The sequence below is a fragment of the Confluentibacter sediminis genome, from assembly GCF_003258355.1.
Taxonomy (GTDB): Bacteria; Bacteroidota; Bacteroidia; order Flavobacteriales; family Flavobacteriaceae; genus Confluentibacter; species Confluentibacter sediminis.
Genome location: NZ_QKPO01000007.1, coordinates 66,630 through 83,988, shown reverse-complemented (window position 1 = coordinate 83,988; position 17,359 = coordinate 66,630). Strand labels below are relative to the sequence as shown.

Annotated in this window: 14 protein-coding genes; 1 reads left to right on the top strand and 13 read right to left on the bottom strand. The window is 34.4% G+C overall.

Going from position 1 to position 17,359, the window contains the following annotated elements:
• Window positions 1-61: 61 nt before the first annotated feature.
• The 13 genes from DKT72_RS07455 to ilvD form a co-directional block, all read right to left on the bottom strand.
• Complete coding sequence (locus DKT72_RS07455; RefSeq protein WP_111308111.1) at window positions 62-628, bottom strand: GNAT family N-acetyltransferase; 567 nt, start codon at window positions 626-628, stop codon at window positions 62-64.
• 94 nt (window positions 629-722) lie between these two features.
• Entirely contained in the window at window positions 723-1,337 is a 615-nt protein-coding gene (locus DKT72_RS07450) for a GNAT family N-acetyltransferase (protein WP_111308110.1), read from the bottom strand.
• Between the two features lie 490 nt (window positions 1,338-1,827).
• The gene (locus DKT72_RS07445; protein WP_111308109.1) at window positions 1,828-2,595 is read right to left on the bottom strand and encodes a 3-keto-disaccharide hydrolase; all 768 of its coding nucleotides are present in this window, start codon (window positions 2,593-2,595) and stop codon (window positions 1,828-1,830) included.
• Between the two features lie 6 nt (window positions 2,596-2,601).
• A complete protein-coding gene (locus tag DKT72_RS07440; RefSeq protein WP_111308108.1) occupies window positions 2,602-3,654 on the bottom strand; it encodes a sugar phosphate isomerase/epimerase family protein in 1,053 nt (350 codons plus the stop codon).
• 10 nt (window positions 3,655-3,664) lie between these two features.
• A complete protein-coding gene (locus DKT72_RS07435; RefSeq protein WP_235841638.1) occupies window positions 3,665-4,813 on the bottom strand; it encodes a Gfo/Idh/MocA family protein in 1,149 nt (382 codons plus the stop codon).
• An 18-nt stretch (window positions 4,814-4,831) separates the two neighbouring features.
• Entirely contained in the window at window positions 4,832-6,055 is a 1,224-nt protein-coding gene (locus DKT72_RS07430) for an MFS transporter (RefSeq protein WP_111308106.1), read from the bottom strand.
• A gap of 250 nt (window positions 6,056-6,305) precedes the next feature.
• Complete coding sequence (gene azu, locus DKT72_RS07425; RefSeq protein ID WP_111308105.1) at window positions 6,306-6,836, bottom strand: azurin; 531 nt, start codon at window positions 6,834-6,836, stop codon at window positions 6,306-6,308.
• 21 nt (window positions 6,837-6,857) lie between these two features.
• The gene (locus tag DKT72_RS07420) at window positions 6,858-8,450 is read right to left on the bottom strand and encodes an NADP-dependent glyceraldehyde-3-phosphate dehydrogenase (RefSeq protein ID WP_111308104.1); all 1,593 of its coding nucleotides are present in this window, start codon (window positions 8,448-8,450) and stop codon (window positions 6,858-6,860) included.
• A 170-nt stretch (window positions 8,451-8,620) separates the two neighbouring features.
• Window positions 8,621-9,886 carry a threonine ammonia-lyase IlvA gene (gene ilvA, locus DKT72_RS07415; RefSeq protein WP_111308103.1) on the bottom strand — a complete coding sequence of 422 codons (1,266 nt, stop codon included), beginning with the start codon at window positions 9,884-9,886 and terminating at the stop codon, window positions 8,621-8,623.
• A 17-nt stretch (window positions 9,887-9,903) separates the two neighbouring features.
• Complete coding sequence (ilvC, locus tag DKT72_RS07410) at window positions 9,904-11,379, bottom strand: ketol-acid reductoisomerase (RefSeq protein ID WP_111308102.1); 1,476 nt, start codon at window positions 11,377-11,379, stop codon at window positions 9,904-9,906.
• Window positions 11,380-11,407: 28 nt separating this feature from the next.
• Window positions 11,408-11,941, bottom strand: coding sequence for an acetolactate synthase small subunit (ilvN, locus tag DKT72_RS07405; RefSeq protein ID WP_111308101.1), 534 nt, complete (start codon window positions 11,939-11,941; stop codon window positions 11,408-11,410).
• Window positions 11,942-12,010: 69 nt separating this feature from the next.
• Window positions 12,011-13,744 carry a biosynthetic-type acetolactate synthase large subunit gene (gene ilvB / locus DKT72_RS07400; protein ID WP_111308237.1) on the bottom strand — a complete coding sequence of 578 codons (1,734 nt, stop codon included), beginning with the start codon at window positions 13,742-13,744 and terminating at the stop codon, window positions 12,011-12,013.
• Between the two features lie 57 nt (window positions 13,745-13,801).
• The gene (ilvD, locus tag DKT72_RS07395) at window positions 13,802-15,487 is read right to left on the bottom strand and encodes a dihydroxy-acid dehydratase (RefSeq protein WP_111308100.1); all 1,686 of its coding nucleotides are present in this window, start codon (window positions 15,485-15,487) and stop codon (window positions 13,802-13,804) included.
• Window positions 15,488-16,088: 601 nt separating this feature from the next.
• On the opposite strand from ilvD, the gene metK reads away from it, so the two are divergent.
• Window positions 16,089-17,342, top strand: a complete 1,254-nt coding sequence (gene metK, locus DKT72_RS07390) for a methionine adenosyltransferase (protein ID WP_111308099.1) — start codon at window positions 16,089-16,091, stop codon at window positions 17,340-17,342.
• The last annotated feature ends 17 nt before the right edge of the window (window positions 17,343-17,359 follow it).

Sequence of the window (17,359 nt, the reverse complement as noted above, 5' to 3'; positions counted from 1 at the left end):
AAGGGAACAAAAATTTTGAACAAGCTCATTTCATGTTATTATTTTTTATATAACTTATTCTTTATTTTAATTCTCTAATTTGAGCCTCGAAACAGGCATTAACATAATACTTAAAATTAAGTTCATCCCGTAATTTTCCTAACTTTTCAAGTTCCTGAACCAATACGACAGACATTTTAGATAGTGTCACATGCGTCATTCCAAGAATTTCATTATAATAATGAACTTTAGGTGTTTGCGCAATGGAAATAAGAAATGTATCGCTATAAAATTCGGTTATTCTAGCCATTAAAAGCAACCCAAGGTTATAATTCCTATAAGCATTATCTACCCACAAAGATGAACGCTCGTATACAAAATGACCTTTAACTTCATGTTCATGAACGAAAATATGTCCTATAATTTGATCTTCTTTTTTCAATATAAAACATCCGTTTTCCACACGTTTTTTTAGCATCTCAACACTCACATAATACAGAGTAGGTAGCTCTTTAGACCGTTCAGAAATAATTTCTAATGATCTGTTAGAAAGTTTGTATACCAATTTTATTTCAATTCCTGATTCTGCACAAAATGATTCCGCATCTTTTATCACACTATCAATTTCTATGTCTATTATTGCATTCATTTAATTTAATATGCCTTTTTATTTTTGGTAAAACCCACCCATATTCCAATAACTAAATCAACCTTTGGTATCATTAAAAATTTCCTCATAAACATTACTTCTTATCCTTTTTCAAAAACATGTTTTGTTTGATACTTTTAAGTCTATTAAAAACCTTTTCTTTTATTTTTATTGGTTCAGACTTTTTAGCTTTTGGATCATACAACATACCTGTACACAAACACATTTTTCTATTGGTACGCGTTAAAACGTCATAGTTTTTACACGTTTGACAACCATCCCAAAATGTTGGATCATCGGTTAACTCTGAAAACGGCACTGGTTTATAACCTAATTCGGTATTCATTTTCATAACAGCTAAACCAGTAGTTATACTAAACACCTTAGCTTCCGGAAACTTAGTTCTAGAATGCTTAAACACCTTATGTTTTATTTTTTTCGCTAATCCTACACCTCGATAATCTGGATGCACAATCAATCCTGAATTGGCGACAAACTTACCATGTCCCCAAAGTTCAATATAACAAAACCCTGCAAATTTGTCCCCGTCTAACGCTATAACGGCATTTCCATTTACCATTTTTTTGGTAATATATTCAGGTGTACGTCTGGCAATACCCGTACCCCTAACGGCAGCAGATTCTGCTATAGTTTCGCAAATAATTTCTGCGTATTTTGAATGTGATTGATCGGCAATGATAACTTCCATTAAATTATATAATATTTAAAATTAGAGTTATTTTATTGATAAATTAGATGTGTTAGTTCTTTAAAATCAATAAGTTCCCTCTAGGGGCGACGTGGGTAAATAAAACACATAAAATATGCATTAATTACTATATTAAATAAATTTTGAAATGTCCTGGATGAAATTTTATACACTATAAAAAAAAATTAAAATTACGTTTCGGTTTTGGGTCGGTGAAAGACTAGATACTGCGACGAGATATACTCGCGCGGAAACCGGGTGATGAAGGACGTATTTTATTTTTTAATGTATTCATATTGTAAAATTATGATTTTATTTATTATGATAGTTAAAATTATTTACTTTTTTAAAAAAATTATTAATATCGCTACTTTTTTAGAGTTTTGTTTTTAATTATTCAAGATTAAACCAATTTTATTGTGTATGTAAAATCAAAAAGCACATAAGTAATATGCGCTTTTTGATTATTGATTATTTACACAACCACCCTTTAAAGTTCTCTAATCCAAATATTTCGATAACTCACTTCGCAATTATGGTTTTGTAAAAGTATCGGGAGTTTTCCATGCGGTTTATATCTTGGCCAACCAATAAATGCAATAGGTCCAATTAACTCAAAATGATCTTGAATTAACACGCCATTATGCAAAACAGTCATGGTCGCCTTTTTTAAAACATCTCCATATTGGCCAAATACGGGAGCATGATAAATAATATCATATGCATTCCACTCTCCCGTTGGAACGGATGCTTTAGCCAACGGAACAGATTGTTTATAAATGGATCCAACTTGTCCATTCACATAAGTCTCATTGTTATTATTATCTAGCACTTGTAATTCATATAATTTTTGAAGAAATACACCGCTATTACCTCTATTTTGTCCATCTCCGACTATTTTTTCAGGGGACTTCCATTCTATATGAAGTTGGACATCTCCAAAATTGCGTTTGGTTTGGATATCACCAATACCTATTCCTAATTTAACCGTCATACTACGATCTTTATTAAGAATCCATTTAACCTCTGAAGAATCTCTGGCACTAACCCATTCATCAAAGTTACTTCCATCAAATAAGATAATCGCATCACTAGGAGCTGCATTATTTTTCCCTGGTGTAACTGTTTTAGGTTTAGGAGTCCAAACTTCTGTAGCTTCTGGTTTAGTAGGTTCTGTATAATTTTCTGTAGTTCTTTTATTTTGTGACCAACTCAAAGCAAAACATAAAACTGAGCAAACAATACAGACATTTTTCATCATGTTTTATAGACCTAATACTTTTTTCAGATAATCTTTATCTACCTCTCCACCCGCAAAATCGTCAAAACTTCTTTCCGCAGCTTCTATAATATGACTTTGAATAAAAGGTGCTCCTTCTATAGCTCCTTGTTCAGAAGACTTTATACAACACTCCCATTCCATTACGGCCCAAACATCAACACCATATTTGGTTAATTTTGAGAAAATACTTTTGAAATCCACTTGACCATCCCCCAAAGAACGGAATCGTCCTGCCCGATCAGCCCAATCAGAATACCCTCCATAAACACCTTGCTTTCCTGTTGGATTAAACTCAGCATCCTTTACATGGAAAGCCTTAATGCGTTCATGATAATAATCTATAAAGGTTAAATAATCCAATTGCTGAAGGATGTAATGACTCGGATCATAAAGTATATTAGCGCGTTTGTGGTTTCCTGTTGCTTTTAAAAAACGCTCAAAAGTAACGCCGTCATGAATATCTTCACCTGGGTGGATTTCATAACAAACATCCACTCCATGGTCATCAAAGTGATTTAAAATAGGCAGCCAACGTTTGGCTAATTCTTCAAATCCCATATCTACAAGCCCTTTTGGACGCTGTGGCCAAGGATAAACCGTATGCCATAAAAATCCACCTGAAAACGTTGCATGTGCTTTTAAACCTAATCTTCCACTGGCAGTTCCAGATTTTTTTACAAAATCAATGGCCCATTCAGTTCTTGCCTTAGGGTTATTGTGTACCTCTTTTGGTGCAAAACCATCAAACATGGTATCGTACGCTGGATGAACAGCGACTAATTGCCCTTGCAAATGTGTGGATAATTCGGTAATCTCTAATCCATAAGAATTAACTTTACCTTTTAATTCGTCACAATATGTTTGGCTTTCTGCTGCCTTTTCAACATCTATTAAACTTGATTCCCAAGTAGGGATTTGAATACCTTTATATCCTAAATCTGCAGCCCATTTACACATGCCATCCAAACTATTGAACGGTGCATCACTTCCTGCAAATTGAGCTAAGAAAACTGCAGGTCCTTTTAATGTTTTCATATCTATTATTTTAATTTAGTTTTACCCAAGCGGCGTTATTTTTATCACTTTCTACAGAAGCATAAATGAATTTCATGCCTCGTATACCATCTTCAACGGTCGGATAATCTGGTTTTTTAATGTTTTTTCCGTCCTTAACAGCCATGACATGCGTTGCAAAATTTTTATAAATAGTTGCAAAAGCCTCTAAATAACCTTCAGGATGTCCTGCTGGAATTCTTGTTACAGAAGACGACTCAGGATATAAACCATTACCATTAGGAGTGAAAATTTGTTTGGGTTTGTCTAACCAACGCGTTATTAATTCATTCGGATTTTCTTGATACCACTCCAAACTTCCTTTTTCACCATATACCTTAATAGCCAAGTTGTTTTCCTCCCCTAAAGCAATTTGAGAAAAAGACATGGTTCCTTTGGCACCATTTTCCATTCGGAGCAACAAATTACCATCATCGTCTAAAGTTCTTCCTTCTCCAAAACGACCAAGATCGGCAGCCAATTCGTCAATTTTCAATCCAGTTATATACTCTACTAAATTTTCAGCATGGGTTCCAATATCCCCCAACGCACCCCCTATACCGGAACGTTTGGGATCTGTACGCCAAGATGCTTGTTTATTATCTGTTTTTTCAACAGCAGTAGATAACCAACCCTGTAAATATTGTACTTGTATTTTTCTAATGTTACCTAAATCGCCATTATCAACCATAGCTTTGGCTTGCTTTACCATCGCATTACCTGTATAATTGTGGGTCAATGCAAATAATTTACCGCTTTTATCTATGACTTTTTGAAGTTCTAACGCCTCATCTAAAGTCAAAGTAACGGGTTTATCACAAACCACATGAAACCCATGTTCCAATGCTAATTTAGCTGGTGGAAAATGCATATGATTTGGTGTTACAATGGCAACAAAATCCATTCTAACATCTTCTGGCAATTCTTTTTCTTTTAAAATCATTTCTTCATAACTCCCATAGCATCTGTTTTCTGGAAGAAATAAATTTTTACCAGATTGAATTGATTTTTCTGAATTGCTACTAAAAGCTCCACATACTAATTCTATCAATCCATCAATTGAGGAAGCTTTTCTGTGTACATCTCCAATGAATGACCCGGTTCCTCCTCCAATCATTCCCATTCTTAATTTTCTACTCATTTTTAAATTTTAAATATTTTAATGCCCTGTTTGTGGTATTCTTCTTTCTTCTATTTTTTTACGCATAAAAAATAATATCCCAAATAACACTACTAAAGTTAAAGGGAAGTAAACCATGAATCCCAATATGGATTTACCTGCTACAATATCGGCAGCGGCTCCTACTAATCCTGAAGCCATCGCATTTTCCCTTTCGCTATCAAGCATAGAACCAATTATTGGATTCCAAATGGAGGTAGCAAACATGCCCATACCTCCTACAAGCGACATTCCCAAAGCCCCTGTTTTTGAAGTATATTCAGATATAAAGCCTATCATGGTTGGCCAGAAATAACAAACACCAAGTGCGAATAACGCTGCGGCTGCATAAATTAAACCGCCATCTGCAATACTCATTAAATAAATGGCTACCGTAGTAGTAATTGCAGACATCCAAAGAACACCTATCGGATTTAATTTGTGTACTATTGGCCCCGCAAAGAAACGTCCCAAAGCCATAATTCCTGTAACTAATGCCAACACCAACATGGGGCTAGCACCAGAACTACCTAATATTTTTTCTACCCATTGTTGAGGTATAAACTCTGAGACAGCCGTTAATGACATACATAAAAACATAAATATGTATAAAGGGTTTGCCAATGCTTTTATATTTAGAGACGTATTAGACTCTATATTTTCACCTTCTGGAAATTTCTGGGAAAACACCAAGTATCCATAAATCAACGTAGGAATTAGCATGACTGCAATTTGCATTTGCCATCCCATGCCATTGCTTGACATAAATTCTGAAATCAAGGCCCCAATGACAAGTCCTCCAGGAAACCAAACATGAAATTTATTTAACATGGCTGTTCTATTGTTTGTGTACATATCGGCAATCATAGGATTACAAGCTGCTTCAACAGAACCATTAGCAAAACCAATGAAGAAAGTCGAGATGATTAATGTCCAAAATCCACCAGCATAAATAGTTAAGATTAACCCTAAAATGTGACTTACAAAAGCAACCGTCATCAATTTTTTGGCACCTATTGAATTATACAATAAACCTCCAACAATCATGGCAATTGGAAAGCCTAAAAATGCCATACTGTTAATCCACCCTAGTTTTTCATTTGAAATCCCAAAATCAGTTCCTAATTGTGTTAAAATCCCAGCTCTAATAGCAAACGTCATAGAAGTTACTATAAGAGAAATACAAGCCGCTAAAAATATTTTATTTTTATTTACTTCTTTCATAATTATTTAGTTTAGTTGGTTAATGTTGGTTTATATAATGCCATGAAAATAGCAATATTTTTCAATAAAAATAAATTTTAATTATTGAACTCCTAAGCTTTTATCATTTTTAAATGTGTTTTTAACACTTTACTGCTATGAAGTAAAAAATTGAATTTTTCATTTTCACGTACACTATAATAAAAAAAGCCCTTAATTAAGGGCTTTTTTTTAAGTGAATAATCACTTACTGAATATCATTTATAAAATTTTATTCCACTATAAATTTACCTTTCATTAGTGCATAATGCCCAGGGAAGCTACATAAAAAATTGTATGTTCCAGCTTCAGGCGCATCAAATTCCACAGAGGATGTTTGTCCACCACCAATTAAATCGGTATGCGCTACAATATCATTTTCTGAACCTTTAGGGATGTATTTGGTATCTTTAGAAACTGCTGCTTTAGTAGCGAAATCTGTCAAATCAACACCTTGTTTTAGAATCACAAAATTATGCCCCATTACATTTATGTCTAGCTTACCTTTGTGTCTTAACGTTATCTTTATTTTTTGACCCGCTTTCACTTTAATTTCAGACAAATCAAATTTCATCATATCATCGGCTGAAATTACAATTTCAGCAACGTCACTATTCATTTCTGCTTGTGGCTCTTCTTCTTTTGGAGTGCCTAATTTGATGGTTTCTTTTACCTCTTCTTTTTTCTTTTCACCACCGCAACTTGTTAAAACCACTAGCGAAAAAATAGTTACCAATACATAGTTAATGTGTCTCTTGTTCATGCTTAAAATTTAGTTTTTGTTTTATAAAATATAATCTGTACTTATAAAATTTGATGTTTTCTTTTCTAATAACTCATTTAAAATGGCATTATTATACTCATTATCTTTCGACGCTACAAATGTTCTAATAGAAAATGACCTCAACGCATCGTGTACACTTAATGTACTAACGGCTGAATCTTTTCTTCCTGTAAAAGGATATACATCTGGTCCACGTTGACAAGAACTATTCAAATTCACTCGACACACCAAATTTACTAAAGTATCTATTAATGGTGATAAGGTATTAACATTTTTTCCAAACAAACTAACTTGCTGACCATAATTAGATTCTGCCATATCATCGAGAGGTTCTTCAATATTTGAAAAAGAAACTACGGGAACTACAGGCCCAAATTGCTCTTCTTGAAATACTCTCATGTTTTTATTAACTGGGTATAAAACCGCAGGATAAATAAAATTATCCGAAATCTCCCCTCCTTTTTTGTTAAGAATTTTGGCTCCTTTTGATAATGCATCATCAATTAATTCTTTAATATATGCTGGCTTATCAACTTCTGGTAATGGTGTTAATTTTGCTCCAGCTTCCCATGGGTTCCCAAATTTTAATGAATCTACTTTATATGAAAAACGCCTGTTAAATTCTTCAATAACAGATTCATGAACATACAACACTTTTAGCGCTGTACAACGTTGACCATTAAAAGACAAAGTTCCAGCAATACATTCATCTACTGCTAAATCTAAATCGGCATCAGGCAATACTATAGCAGGGTTTTTGGCCTCTAATCCTAGCACTAAACGTAGCCTATTCTTTTTTGGGTGATTTTCTTGCAATGCATTGGCAGATTTACTATTTCCTATCAATGCTAATACATCTACTTTTCCAGATTGCATTATAGGAGTTGCCAATACACGTCCTCTTCCATAAATAATACTTACAACACCTTTAGGGAAACTATTTTGAAATGCCTCTAATAATGGAGAAATTAATAACACACCTAATTTTGCAGGCTTAAAAATAATGGTATTACCCATAATTAATGCCGGAATAAGTAACGTAAAGGTTTCATTAAGCGGATAATTATAAGGCCCCAAACACAAAACAACACCAAGAGGTCCTCTGCGAATATGCGCATACACTCCATCACTTTTCTCAAATTTAGCAGAATCCCTATCTATTTGTTTATATGCTTCTATGGTGTCATTAATATAATCAACCGTTCTGTCAAATTCTTTTTCTGAATCTGGTAGGTTTTTACCAATTTCCCACATTAAAAGTTTAACAATCTCTTCTCTTTTGGTTTTCATTTGTTTTACAAATGTTTCCATGCAAGCTATACGATCTACAACTTTCATGGTTGGCCAAAGCCCCTGCCCTTTGTCATATGCTTCTACTGCTGAATTTAAAGCCTCTATACCTTCATCTGCACCAAGTTCCGGAACAGTTCCTAATAACGTTGGTTTATATTCTTTTGTTGAAGAAATGGTAGAATATACTTCTGAAGTAGCTCCATGCCACTGTTTAAGTTCTCCCGAAACTAAATATGATTTTTGATGTAGAAGAGACTTGATTTTATATGCTTCCGGTATTTCTGAAAATGTTGTGCTCATAATAAAAATGTATATTAAAATGTATTGCTAAGATACCTATATTTTTACTTATGAGACTTTGACAAAAGATATGATATATAAAAAATATTGCATTCTTAACACATGGATTATTTGAATGAATATTAGTTAAACCGAAATCGATTTCGGGAAATTATTTTAAAGGCATAAAATCAAACTAAAAACTGAAATAAGTCTGGTTTGTTATTTAAATAGTCTCCAAAAAAGTTTCTTTGTTTCATTTTAGTTATTAATGGTTCTAAATCCTTAGCAGACTTGAGCTCAATACCCACCAAGGCAGCACCATTTTCCCTATTTGTTTTCTTGGTATATTCAAAATGGGTGATATCGTCTGTTGGCCCTAGAATATCAACCACAAACTCTTTTAACGCCCCGGCGCGTTGCGGAAACTTTACAATAAAATAGTGTTTTAAATTGGCGTACAATAAAGCCCGTTCTTTTATTTCAGCTGTTCTGGTGATATCATTGTTACTTCCACTAACTACACAGACCACATGTTTACCTTTTATGTCTTCAGCATAAAAATCTAATGCAGAAATACTCAATGCACCTGCTGGCTCAACAACAATAGCATCTTTATTATACAATTCTAAAATGGTTTGGCACACTTTACCTTCTGGGACAGTAGTCATAGAATACAAATTCTGCTTACATATAGGAAATGTAAGATCGCCAACACGTTTTACGGCAGCTCCATCAATAAATTTCTCAATCTGCTGAAGCTCTGTATTTTTGTTGTTTTTTATTGAAACCGACATAGAAGGCGCTCCTTCTGGCTCTACACCTATTATTTTTGTATTGGGTGATAATGCTTTAAAAACGGTTGATAAACCCGCCGCTAATCCACCTCCTCCAACTGCTATGAACACATAATCAATGGGCTCCTTTGCTTGTTCTAGAATTTCCAAGCCAATAGTTGCTTGTCCTTCAATAACTTTTTCATCATCAAACGGGTGGATGAATGTTTTATGAAGCTCATCACATTCTATCATAGAGGCATGATAGGCATCATCATAGGTGTCTCCAATCAATTTAATCTCTATAAAATCTTCACCAAACATTTTAACCTGTTCAATTTTTTGATTTGGTGTTGGCGTTGGCATATAAACAGTCCCCTTTATTTTCAATAATTTACAAGAAAGGGCAAAACCTTGAGCATGATTGCCTGCACTGGCACAAACCACACCATTTTTAGATTCTGCTTCTGTTAAGGAACTTATTTTATTATAGGCCCCTCTGATTTTATAAGAACGTACTTGTTGAAGATCTTCACGTTTTAAAAAAATATTTGCTTCGTACCGTTTTGAATATCTTTCACTAAGACTTAAAGGTGTAACTGCCGATACCTTTTTGATGGTATCGGTAGCTACTTTAATGTTTTCAATACTAGGAAAATATATGATCTTTTCCTTATTCATATAACGAGTCTTCTATATTAAACTATTGGTTTCATAGCTTTCATCGAAGCTCTTAAGAAGGTTCCTATTTTTTCAACAGGATGATTTCTTAAAGCTGCATTGACCTCTATTAATTTAGCATTATCAACCCCTTTCCCATTGTCTTTAGCATAGGCTTTACCAATAACATCGGTATCAATTTTCTTCATGAAATCTGCTAATAAAGGTTTGCATGCGTGATCGAACAAATAACATCCGTACTCCGCAGTATCAGAGATAACGCTATTCATTTCGTATAATTTCCTTCTTGCAATAGTATTTGCAATAAGAGGCGTTTCATGTAAAGATTCATAATATGCAGAAGCATCAATAATTCCAGAATCCGTCATAGCTTCAAACGCTAATTCTACACCTGCTCTTACCATAGCAACCATTAACACTCCATTATCATAATATTCTTGTTCAGAAATTGCAACATCTCCAGCAGGTGTTTTTTCAAAAGCTGTCTCTGCTGTTTCCGCTCTCCAACCTAATAAATCTTTATCATTATTTGCCCAATCCGCCATCATACCAGAAGAAAATGTTCCTTCCATAATATCATCCATATGTTTTTGGAATAATGGACGCATGATATCTTTTAATTCTTCTGATAATTCAAAAGCTTTTATTTTTGCTGGGTTAGAAAGTCTATCCATCATATTGGTAATACCACCATACTTAAGACCTTCTGTAATAGTTTCCCAACCATACTGAATTAATTTTGAAGCATATCCTGCATCGATTCCTTTTTCAATCATTTTATTGAAACAAAGAATAGAACCTGTTTGTAACAATCCACAAAGAATGGTTTGTTCTCCCATTAAATCAGACTTCACCTCTGCTACAAAAGAAGATGCTAATACACCTGCTCTATCGCCACCTGTTGCAGCCGCATAAGCTTTCGCTTGCGCCCAACCTTTTCCTTCCGGATCATTTTCTTCGTGAACAGCAATAAGCGTTGGCACACCAAAACCTCTTTTATATTCTTCCCTAACTTCAGTTCCAGGACATTTAGGCGCCACCATAATAACGGTTAAGTCTTTACGTATTTGAGTACCTTCTTCAACAATATTAAATCCGTGAGAATACGATAATGTTGCTCCTTTTTTCATTAAAGGCATTATTGCTTTAATAACACTTGTATGTTGTTTATCTGGAGTTAAATTTAAAACTAAATCGGCCGTCGGAATTAATGCTTCATAAGTTCCAACATTAAAACCATTTTCTGTTGCGTTTAAAAATGACTTACGTTTCTCTGCAATTGCCTCAGCACGCAGTGCATAAGAAATATCTAAACCAGAATCTCTCATATTCAACCCTTGATTAAGTCCTTGTGCTCCACAACCTACGATAACAATTTTTTTACCTTTTAATGCTTCTACGCCATCTGCAAATTCTGCAGTTTCCATAAATCGACACTTCGACAATTGATCTAATTTATCTCTTAGCGATAGTGTGTTAAAATAATTTCCCATTTTTAATTATGTTGTTTATATAGTGTTATTATTGGTTATTAAATGCTGCTAGCATCTCTGTTATTTTCATTTCTTCTTTAGTAACTGCAATTCGACCAGAACGTACAAATTGCATAATACCGAAAACATTGAGCTCTCTTCTTAATAATTCTATTTCATTACGCCTACCCGATTTTTCTAGCACAAAAAACTTTTTATTTACAGTGACGATTCTTGCATTACTATCTTTTATGATGTTCTGAATTTGGGGCTCTTCAAACAATAAATCAGATTTTATTTTAAACATACAAGATTCAGTATATATGGTCTCATCATCTGTATGATAATAAGCCCGTAATGCCTCTACTTGCTTTTCAATTTGTTTTACAACTTTGCTTGCCTGACTTTCAGTTATGTTAACAACAATAACAAACCTGTTTACGTTTTCAATTTCAGATTGCGATGTTGTTAAACTTTCGATATTTATATGTCTACGCTGAAAAATCGCAGATATACGATTGAGCAATCCAATATTATTTTCGGTATAAACCGATATGGTGAATGATTTAATTTCTTCGTTCATTTTTTAAAAAGATATTAGAGAATATGATGAAAGGAAAAAAGACTTTTATCTCTATTCTTGTTTCTTTAATTAACTTAATCTGATATCTGAAACAGAAGCTCCTGTTGGTATCATTGGGAATACATTATCTTCTTTTTCTACACAAACTTCTAAGAAATATGAGTTTTTAGACGCTATCATGTCTTTAATGGCCCCTTCTAATTCTTCCCTCTTACTAATACGTTTCGCTTCTATATAATAGCCTTTTGCAATGGTTACAAAATCTGGGTTTGTCATTTCTGTAGACGCATAACGTTTATCAAAAAACAACTGTTGCCATTGGCGAACCATACCCAAAAATTCATTGTTTAAAACTACAATTTTAACCGGTACTTTTTGCTGAAAAACGGTCCCTAATTCTTGAATATTCATTTGAAAACCACCATCACCAATAATGGCAACCACTTCTCTGTCTGGAGCCGCCATTTTAGCACCAATGGCTGCTGGTAACGCAAATCCCATAGTCCCTAATCCACCCGACGTAATATTGCTTTTGGTAAGGTTAAATTCTGAATAGCGACAAGCAATCATTTGATGCTGACCAACATCTGAAACGATGGCTGCATTTCCTTTGCTTTCAATATTTATTTGTTTTAACACCTCACCCATCGTTAAACCTTCTTTGGTCGGATAGATATCGTCTTTTATAACTTTATCGAATTCAATATCATATAAATCTTTAAACTCTTGCAACCAACCTTCATGAGATTTTACATCTAATAATGGCAGCAATTGTGCTAAACTATCTTTGGAATCTCCAATAACAGCAACATCCGTTTTTACATTTTTATCAATTTCAGCAGGATCAATATCAAAATGAACTATTTTAGCTTGTTTAGCATAGGTACTTAAATTACCTGTTACACGGTCATCAAAACGCATACCGATAGCAATAAGCACATCACATTCGTTTGTTAACTTGTTTGGTGCATAATTACCATGCATACCCACCATACCAATATTTAAAGGGTGTGATGTCGGTATGGCAGAAGCCCCTAAAATGGTCCATGCCGCAGGAATTCCCGTTTTCTCAATAACGGCTTTAAGTTCATTTTCTGCTTTCCCAAGAATAACACCTTGACCCCAAATAATCATCGGTTTTTTAGCACTGTTTATTAAATCTGCTGCAGCTTTAACAGCCTCTGGATTTGTTTTCGGTATAGGAATATAACTTCTTACACCTGTGCATTTTTTATATTCAAAATCTAATTCTCCAAACTGTGCATCTTTTGTTATATCAACAAGTACGGGACCTGGTCGACCACTTTTAGCGATATAAAAAGCTTTCGCTAAAACTTCAGGGATTTCTGATGCTTTTGTCACTTGGCAACTCCATTTAGTAACAGGAGTTGAAATACCGACAATATCAGTTTCTTGAAAGGCATCACTACCTAACAGATGTGAAGCGACTTGACCTGTAATACAAACTAAGGGTGTAGAGTCTATTTGAGCATCTGCAATGCCTGTAATTAAATTTGTGGCACCTGGACCCGATGTCGCTATAGCAACCCCAACCCTACCAGAAATACGTGCAAATCCTTGTGCTGCATGCGCTGCACCTTGTTCGTGCCTCGTTAAAACATGATGAATTTCATTTCTAAATTTAAATAATTCATCATAAACTGGCATGATAGCTCCTCCCGGATACCCATAAAGGATATCAACGCCTTCGGCTATTAAACTTCTTACAACAGCTTCGCTTCCAGCAATTCTTATCGTTTTACTTGTCACTTCTTGTGTTTTATTTTCTGTTTGTGTTTTCATATGTCTCATATTTAATTAATGAGATTCCTGTGATGACAGGAATGACAAAGCTTTTTTTTAAAATGCATCAGTAACACAACCCTTTGAAGCTGATGATACAGATTTTGCATATTTATATAATATACCTTTACTATGTTTTAACGGTGGTTCAACCCATTTCGATTTTCTTTCCGCCAATTCTTCATCAGAAATTAATACGTTAATGGAATTATCTTCTGCGCTAATTTTAATTCTATCACCCGTTTTTAATAATGCTATGGTACCACCAGATTGTGCCTCTGGAGTAATATGTCCCACAACAAAACCATGGGTCCCTCCAGAAAAACGACCATCTGTTATTAATGCTACTGATTTTCCTAACCCAGCACCCATAATCAAAGAGGTTGGCTTTAACATTTCTGGCATTCCTGGTCCACCTTTAGGCCCCACATAACGAATGACGACAACATCTCCTTTTTGCACTTCACCATTTGAAATCCCTGTATTTGCAGCTTGCTCACCATCATAAACCACTGCTTTACCTTCAAATACTAACCCTTCGTTTCCTGATATTTTTGCAACAGCTCCCTCGGTCGCCAAGTTTCCATAAATAATTTGCAAGTTTCCTGAAGATTTTAAAGGATTCTCTTTTGGATGAATAACATCTTGCTCATCTTCAAACTTAAGCGCCTCAACATCTTTTAAATTTTCGGCCAAGGTTTTTCCAGTCACGGTCATACAATCACCGTGTAAATAACCATTATCCAATAAATATTTCATAACGGCAGGTGTACCACCGATACCATGAACATCTTCCATTAAATATTTTCCACTAGGTTTCAAATCTGCTATCAATGGCGTTCTATCACTTACACGTTGGAAATCTTCTAATGTAAACTCAATATCCGCAGCATGTGCAATGGCTAAGAAATGCAATACCGCATTTGTAGAACCTCCAAGAGCATTTACAAGTGCCATCGCATTTTCAATAGATTTTTTAGAAATAATATCCAAAGGTTTTAAGTCTAATTCCAAAAGATTTTTGATGGCTATTGCGGTTCTTTCAGCTTCCGATAATTTATTCGGGTTTTCAGCTGGAATAGAAGAATTATAAGGCAATGTAAAACCCATACATTCTATAGCGGAAGCCATAGTATTTGCCGTATACATACCACCACAAGCGCCTGCGCCTGGAATAGCACTTTTTATAATTTCTTTATATTCTTCTTCATCTATTTCGCCAGCTACTTTTTGCCCTAAAGCTTCAAAAGCTGAAACAATATTCAATTTTCTTCCTTTATATTTTCCTGAAGCTATGCTTCCACCATACATCATAATTGATGGGCGGTTTAAGCGCAACATAGCCATAACGGCTCCTGGCATATTTTTATCACAGCCTACCACAGAGATAAGTGCATCATAACTTTGAGCATTCATAACTGTTTCTATAGAATCTGCGATAATATCGCGGGATGCCAATGAATAATTCATGCCCGAGGTTCCCATAGAAATACCATCACTTACGCCAATAGTATTAAATCCTAACCCAACTAAACCAGCTATTTTACACTCAATTTTCACCTCAGCAGCTAAACCATTTAAGTGCATATTGCACGGATTTCCATCATATCCCGTACTGGCAATACCCACTTGTGCTTTATTCATATCCTCATCAGACAAACCTACTGCATATAACATGGCTTGAGATGCTGGTTGAGATTCATCTTGTGTTAATCTTTTACTATGTTTATTAAGTTCCTTCATATTATCTATAGAAATTTTAGCCCTATAACTCGTTAATTACTAATATTTTAAATTTTTAAGAATTTCATTAAAAATTCAACAATCATTTAAAATGAGTTCCAAAATTAAATTTTTACCGCTTTAACATGACACCTCATAGCCATGCCTGGTTAAATCCACAGTCAACGAAAAACATTTAAATTACTTAAAATCAAATATTTAATTCACTTATTTTATGATGTCCAATATCAAAAAATTCTTCATAAAAAAACCTTCCGTTTAGGGAAGGCTTTAAATCTATATGATAATTAAATACGCTCCCCCTATCGTTGTGAAATAATCACAATGACAATAATAGAAACTATATTTAAAATTTGTTTTCTCATTTCATTGCAAATATTTCGAATTAAAAATAAATAACCTAATGTTTTTATAAAAAATTAAAATCGATTTGCTTTTACTTTTATTTTTTTACTTTTGCAAACATAAATAATTAGAGGAAAGATTTGACTGATTGCAACCTCTTATATGTGATTTTATCGCATATAAATAAAAATGCTAAAGGCAGTGAAAACTCCTAGCGACGTTATCGTCAAATCTACCTATAAAATATAGACATATTATGGCTTATTTATTTACTTCAGAAAGTGTTTCTGAAGGACATCCAGATAAAGTAGCAGATCAAATTAGTGATGCTTTAATTGATAACTTTTTGGCATTTGATAAAGATTCAAAGGTTGCTTGTGAAACTCTTGTCACTACAGGTCAAGTTTTTTTAGCTGGCGAAGTGAAGTCACATACCTATTTAGATGTTCAAAAAATAGCAAGAGACACCATAAACAAAATTGGCTACACCAAAGGTGAATACATGTTTGATGGTAATTCTTGTGGTGTATTATCGGCCATTCATGAACAATCAGATGATATTAATCGTGGTGTTGACAGGGCTTCCAAAGAACAACAAGGCGCTGGCGATCAAGGCATGATGTTTGGCTATGCCACCAACGAAACCGAAAATTACATGCCTTTAGCATTAGATTTATCTCATAGATTGCTGATAGAACTTGCTTTATTACGCAGAGAACATAAAGACATTACGTATTTACGACCCGATTCAAAAAGTCAGGTAACTATTGAATATAGCGATGACAATGTGCCGCAACGTATTGATGCCATTGTACTATCAACCCAACATGATGATTTTGCAGATGATGACACCATGCTCACAAAAATCAGAAAAGACATTGTTGAGATTTTAATACCAAGAGTAAAAGCTAAATTACCTCAAGATATTCAAGCATTATTTAATGATGATATTACGTATCATATTAACCCAACGGGTAAGTTTGTTATTGGCGGGCCACATGGTGATACGGGGCTGACCGGTCGTAAAATTATTGTAGACACATATGGCGGTAAAGGAGCACATGGAGGTGGTGCTTTTTCTGGAAAAGACCCAAGTAAAGTGGATAGAAGCGCAGCCTATGCAACGCGCCATATTGCTAAAAATCTGGTTGCTGCTGGTGTTGCTGATGAAATTTTAGTACAAGTAAGCTACGCCATTGGTGTAGTAGAACCTATGGGGATATTTATCAATACGTATGGCACTTGCCCTTTTAATATGACTGATGGCGAAATTGCTGAGAAAGTATCTCAAATTTTTGATATGCGACCATTTGCTATTGAAGAACGATTAAAATTACGTTCCCCTATATATAGTGAAACGGCTGCTTACGGACACATGGGACGCAAAAACGAAATCATTACCAAAACATTTACACAACCTACAGGCGAATCCACAACGCTAGATGTTGAATTATTTACCTGGGAAAAACTAGATTATTTAGATAAAGTAAAAGAAGCCTTTGGTTTGTAGCTTGTAAAATACATACA

Coding starts and splice junctions, on each gene's coding strand:
- ilvN (WP_111308101.1), bottom strand. CDS start 11,941: ATGAACGAAGAAATTAAATCATTCACCATATCGGTTTATACCGAAAAT.
- DKT72_RS07440 (WP_111308108.1), bottom strand. CDS start 3,654: ATGAAAACATTAAAAGGACCTGCAGTTTTCTTAGCTCAATTTGCAGGA.
- DKT72_RS07450 (WP_111308110.1), bottom strand. CDS start 1,337: ATGGAAGTTATCATTGCCGATCAATCACATTCAAAATACGCAGAAATT.
- DKT72_RS07455 (WP_111308111.1), bottom strand. CDS start 628: ATGAATGCAATAATAGACATAGAAATTGATAGTGTGATAAAAGATGCG.
- azu (WP_111308105.1), bottom strand. CDS start 6,836: ATGAACAAGAGACACATTAACTATGTATTGGTAACTATTTTTTCGCTA.
- ilvB (WP_111308237.1), bottom strand. CDS start 13,744: ATGAAAACACAAACAGAAAATAAAACACAAGAAGTGACAAGTAAAACG.
- DKT72_RS07430 (WP_111308106.1), bottom strand. CDS start 6,055: ATGAAAGAAGTAAATAAAAATAAAATATTTTTAGCGGCTTGTATTTCT.
- ilvD (WP_111308100.1), bottom strand. CDS start 15,487: ATGAAGGAACTTAATAAACATAGTAAAAGATTAACACAAGATGAATCT.
- DKT72_RS07435 (WP_235841638.1), bottom strand. CDS start 4,813: ATGAGTAGAAAATTAAGAATGGGAATGATTGGAGGAGGAACCGGGTCA.
- DKT72_RS07445 (WP_111308109.1), bottom strand. CDS start 2,595: ATGAAAAATGTCTGTATTGTTTGCTCAGTTTTATGTTTTGCTTTGAGT.
- ilvC (WP_111308102.1), bottom strand. CDS start 11,379: ATGGGAAATTATTTTAACACACTATCGCTAAGAGATAAATTAGATCAA.
- ilvA (WP_111308103.1), bottom strand. CDS start 9,886: ATGAATAAGGAAAAGATCATATATTTTCCTAGTATTGAAAACATTAAA.
- DKT72_RS07420 (WP_111308104.1), bottom strand. CDS start 8,450: ATGAGCACAACATTTTCAGAAATACCGGAAGCATATAAAATCAAGTCT.
- metK (WP_111308099.1), top strand. CDS start 16,089: ATGGCTTATTTATTTACTTCAGAAAGTGTTTCTGAAGGACATCCAGAT.